A 5,431-nucleotide genomic window follows, 5' to 3' on the forward strand; every position below is an offset into this window, starting at 1 on the left:
TAAGCGAACAAATGGGTTTCAATTTAGCCTATTTAATTGCCTCTTTTGCTACTGTGGGACTCATCGGTTTATTCATTCAATCCTTACTTAAAAGTAGAAAAACAGCGCTACTTTTTGCCGGAATTTTGGGCGTTTTATACAGTTTTATTTTTATAATTATTCAGCTGCAAGACATGGCACTTTTGGTGGGAAGTATTGGTTTATTCCTAATTATCGCAGCATTAATGTACCTGTCGCAAAAGGTAAGTTTAGAAAAAGATAGGAATGAAATGCCAAATTCAGAGGCTTAAAATGTTTCGAGATCAAATAGCGCTATTTAATCTCGATAATTTTTCATGCCGTATGTCGAAAAAATCTTTGATTAGCTTCAATGTCTTAGTCAATTAGGAAAATATGAAAGCAGATAACCATAAAAAAATACCGTTCACTAAATAATAGACACCATTCACTAAATTAGTAATTCCACACCTTTAAGGCTGGTTACATTGTGTAATTATGTTAGCAAAGACCTTTGGAAGTGCCGTTTATGGTATCGAAGCAATTACCATAACTATTGAAGTGAACATCAGTAGCGGACTGAACTATTTTGTGGTGGGACTTCCAGACAATGCGGTGAAAGAGAGTATGCTTCGGATTGAAAGTGCGCTTAATAATTCAGTTTTTCAAATGCCTAGGCAACGAATTATTGTAAATCTGGCTCCAGCAGATATCAGGAAAGAGGGTTCCGCTTACGACCTACCCATTGCAATTGGTATTCTTGGCGCTTCAGGGCAATTTTTAAGCAACAGACTGGAAGAATATCTTATTCTTGGGGAACTTTCATTAGATGGCGGATTACAACCCATAAAAGGAGCACTCCCAATTGCCATTCAAGGAAAAAGGGATGGGTTTAAAGGTTTGATTCTACCAAAAGAAAATGCACGAGAAGCTGCAATTGTTGAAGATTTTGAGGTTTATGGTGTAAGCAGTCTTTCTGAAGTGATAGGCTTTTTTGAAAATACAATGACATTAGAAAGAACCATTGTGAATATCAAGGAAGAATTTGGCTATAAAATCAATAACTACGATAGTGATTTCTCGGATGTTAGAGGACAAGAAAATATCAAACGTGCCTTAGAAATAGCTGCTTCTGGAGGGCATAATGTAATTTTAATTGGTCCGCCAGGTGCCGGAAAAACCATGCTCGCCAAGCGACTTCCTACCATTTTACCTCCCCTCGATTTATATGAAGCGCTCGACACCACCAAAATTCATTCAGTAGCCGGTAAACTCGCTGCATCCGATTCTTTAATGACCATCAGACCATTCCGTTCTCCGCACCATACCATTAGCGATGTGGCGCTTGTTGGTGGTGGCACCAATCCCCAACCCGGAGAAATATCACTCGCCCATAACGGCGTGCTCTTTTTGGATGAACTGCCAGAATTTAAACGTAGCGTACTCGAGGTGATGCGCCAACCCTTGGAAGAACGCCGCGTAACTATTTCAAGAGCGAAATCGACCGTAAACTACCCCGCTAGTTTTATGCTTGTTGCCTCCATGAACCCATGCCCATGTGGATACTTTAATCATCCCGAAAAGGAATGCATTTGTGCACCCGGCGTGGTTCAAAAATACTTAAGCAAAATCTCTGGTCCGCTACTCGACCGCATCGACCTACATGTAGAGGTTACACCAGTAAACTTTAATGAACTCGCCTCCGAACGATTAAGTGAAAAAAGTAGGGTTATACGAGAACGTGTAACTCTTGCTAGAAACATCCAAATTGTGCGTTTTGAAGAAAATGAAGATGTTTTTTGCAATGCGCAAATGAGTCCGAATATGGTGCGAAAAATCTGTAAAATAAGTGATGGGGGACAAGCATTACTGAAACAGGCAATGGAAAAACTGGGTTTATCCGCCCGGGCGTACGACCGGATCCTGAAAGTTTCCAGAACCATCGCTGACCTTGCCGGTACGGAAGAGATCCTGCTTGAGCATCTTGCTGAGGCGATACATTACCGGAGTTTGGATAGGGATGGATGGGCGGGGTGATATGAGGAGGAAATTATAAATGAAATGAAACCTTGTGAATATTGTGTTGCTGAAAAAAAATAAAATCATAGGAATGTCTATTTTTATCTTACACATTCTAACCATCTATCTATTGCTTATATTTACGAAAAGCATTTAAATGATACGTCTATTCAAACTATTTCCAGTTTTATCCTTAGCTCTAATCCTCTTTTCATGTGATGCCATATCTCAGAAAAAATCGGATGTCAGAAAAGTAAAGCTTGTTGCACCAAAAGGAAAAGCCATCGCCGCATTTGCTGAAGGATGCTTTTGGTGTTCTGAACATATTTTTGAATCGGTGGTAGGAATAGATTCAGCCATCTCAGGATATGCAGGTGGTAATGTCCCCAACCCAACCTATGATTTAGTGAATACTGAAACAACCGGTCACGCAGAAACGGTGCTCGTTTATTATAATCCCCAGATAATATCCTACGCAGAACTGTGTAAGATATTCTTCGCATCACATGATCCAACAACACCTAACCAGCAAGGACCTGATAGAGGTTCATCTTACCGCTCAATATTATTTTATAATGGTCCGACTGAAAAAGCCATTGCAGAACAAGCAGTAAAAGATATTAGCACCTCTGGCAGGTTTAAAAAAGCAATCGTAACCAAATTAAAACCACTTACGGAGTTTTATAGAGCCGAAGAATATCATCAAGATTATATTGAACATAATCCTAATCAGGGATATGTGAAAGCTGTTTCAATGCCACGGTTTGAGTTGTTTAAGAAGACGTATAAGGGAAGACTGAGGTAGGAAGACCGAAGTAGGAGGTCTGAAGACTGAGGTCTGAGCATATCGGAAATCAAATCAAAGCGAAGTCGGAAGTCTGATGTCTGATGATATCGGAAATCGGAATTCAGACATCAGACCTCCGACCTCATACTTCAGACCTCATACCTCATACCTCATACTTCATACCTCATACCTCATACCTCATACCTCATACTTCCGACCCTCAATTCCTAATTCTATTATCTACATTTACTAAATGGATTATCAAGTTCACCAATTGCAAAATGGAATACGTGTTTTGCATAAACCAAGCCCTTCAAATATTTCGCATGCCTGTATTATCATCAATGCAGGATCCCGTGATGAAGATCATGCTAAAGATGGACTTGCTCATTTTATTGAACACTTACTTTTTAAACAGACTGAAAAAAGGAATACCAACCAAATTTTAAATAGGCTTGAGCTAGTTGGGGCAGATTTGAATGCCTATACCACCAAAGAATACACTTGCGTTCATGCTTCCTTCTTAAAACCACATCTGGAAAGATCACTTGATCTTTTTGAAGATATCATCTTCCATTCGGTTTTTCCTGAAGAAGAAATGAAGAAGGAAAAAGAAGTTATTCTAGATGAAATTTCCTCTTATCAAGATCAACCCGATGAAGCTATAAACGATGATTTTGAGGATCTTCTTTTTGAGGGTCATTCTTTGGGAAGAAACATTCTAGGAACACCAACATCCGTAAAAGGCTTCAAAAAAAAGGATATTCAGCAATTTATGAAATCCAATTACCGAACAGATGAAATCATCATTGGTGTGTTAGGTGATTATGATTTTAAAACAGTTATACGCATCAGCGAAAAACTGTACGGTAAAATACCTGCCAATTTACCGGAAAGAGTCCGCGAAAAGATAGGTTCTTATACACCCCAAAAAAGTGTTTTTACAAAACCCATCAACCAAGCTCATTGCGTGATAGGAAACCGATCCTACTCATTTCATCATAAATACAGGACTGCCTTTTTATTGCTCAATAATTTATTGGGCGGAAACGGCATGAGCTCACGCTTAAATCTAGAAATACGCGAGAAATATGGTATCGCCTATACCATTGAATCAAATTATACCCCAATGAGCGATACGGGAATCTTTTCTATCTATTTTGGTACGGATCCTGAGAAAACAGAAAAAGCTATCAAACTACTTGAAAAAGAACTGAAAAAACTCAGAGATCAAAAAATTGGTCCGATTCAGTTACAACAGGCGAAAAATAAATTCATCGGACAAATAGCACTGGGTGAGGAAAATAGAATGGGACTTATTATTTCGATGAGCAAGAGCTTACTCGACTTTAACAGAGTAGATACTTTGGAGGAGGTATTTGCTAAAATTACCAAAGTAAGTGCCTCCCAATTGCTTGAAATATCCAACGAAATGTTCGACCAAAAATCGTTGAGCTCCTTGATATTTAATCCGAAAGAATAGATTCAAAACATTCAATTTATGGAACTGAACAGTATTTATCCGTATTCAAAAAGCCACCAATTTGTAAGCTACTAGAAAAGATTCTATTTTTGTATTATGAAATTACCCATCATTGCCTATGGAGACTCTGTGCTTCGTAAAAAAGCCACAGACATTACAGCCGAGTACCCTAATTTGAAGGAGTTAATCGGAAATATGTTTGAAACCATGTATGGTGCACATGGGGTAGGTCTTGCAGCTCCGCAAATCGGATTAGCTATTCGTTTATTTGTGATCGATGCCACTTCGTTTGCAGAGGATGAGCCCTCCTTAAAAGACTTTAAAAAAGTGTTCATTAATGCCGAAATTATAGAAGAAACTGGTGAAAAATGGTCGTTCAACGAAGGTTGTTTAAGCATTCCTGATATTCGTGAAGACGTTGAAAGAAAGCAAAATGTAACGCTAGCTTATTTTGATGAAAATTGGGTTAAACATCAGGAAACTTTCAGCGGATTAGCAGCAAGGGTAATACAACATGAATACGACCATATTGATGGTAAACTTTTCGTCGACAAATTAAGTCCCCTACGCAAAGCCATGCTAACCAACAGACTTACATCTATTTCAAAAGGACTAGTTAAGGTGGATTATAAAATGAAATTTCCTGCGATTAAAAAGGGAAGAAGGTAGCTGGTTGGTTAGTGGTTAGTGGTTAGTGGTTAGTGGTTAGTTGGTTAGTTGGTTAGTTGGTTAGTTGGTTAGTTGGTTAGTGGTTAGTGGTTAGTTGGTTAGTTGGTTAGTGGTTAGTTGGTTAGTTGGTTAGTTGGTTAGGCATGCGACATCTGAATTTTCAGTCGAATCAAATTTATTCTTAGTCTTTGCTCCAAAACGAGTTGTCTGTTGTCGGTTGTCAGGCATGCGACATCTGAATTTTCAGTCAAATCAAATTTATGCTTGCTCCAAAACGAATTGTCTGTTGTCGGTTGGCTTTGTCAGGAATGCGACATCTGAATTTTCAGTCGAATCAGATTTATGCTTGCTCCTTACTACTGCCCCCTACTCTTATCCCCTTGCATAATCTGCTGAAGAAGTGCGCCCCAAGCGAAAGGATTAAGTAAGGGATTCGCTAAGCGTTGATTGATATTTCGATTAACTAAGCGATTATG

5 protein-coding genes are annotated in these 5,431 nt (G+C 38.8%); all 5 read left to right on the plus strand.

The genetic code is table 11. The features are described 5' to 3' along the window. On the plus strand, positions 1 to 290 hold a 290-nt coding region (locus ACILQF_RS10105), incomplete at its 5' end, for an inner membrane CreD family protein (RefSeq protein ID WP_395627288.1). 205 nt (positions 291 to 495) lie between these two features. Continuing rightward, entirely contained in the window at positions 496 to 2,034 is a 1,539-nt protein-coding gene (locus tag ACILQF_RS10110; RefSeq protein WP_395627289.1) for a YifB family Mg chelatase-like AAA ATPase, read from the plus strand. Positions 2,035 to 2,173: 139 nt separating this feature from the next. Further along, complete coding sequence (gene msrA, locus ACILQF_RS10115; protein ID WP_395627290.1) at positions 2,174 to 2,821, plus strand: peptide-methionine (S)-S-oxide reductase MsrA; 648 nt, start codon at positions 2,174 to 2,176, stop codon at positions 2,819 to 2,821. 235 nt (positions 2,822 to 3,056) lie between these two features. Next, positions 3,057 to 4,286, plus strand: a complete 1,230-nt coding sequence (locus ACILQF_RS10120; protein ID WP_395627291.1) for a M16 family metallopeptidase — start codon at positions 3,057 to 3,059, stop codon at positions 4,284 to 4,286. A gap of 96 nt (positions 4,287 to 4,382) precedes the next feature. Further along, on the plus strand, positions 4,383 to 4,955 hold the full coding sequence (gene def / locus ACILQF_RS10125; protein WP_395627292.1) for a peptide deformylase: 573 nt from the start codon (positions 4,383 to 4,385) through the stop codon (positions 4,953 to 4,955). The last annotated feature ends 476 nt before the right edge of the window (positions 4,956 to 5,431 follow it).

It is taken from the genome of Daejeonella sp., assembly GCF_044232565.1.
In the GTDB taxonomy this organism is placed as follows: Bacteria; Bacteroidota; Bacteroidia; order Sphingobacteriales; family Sphingobacteriaceae; genus Daejeonella.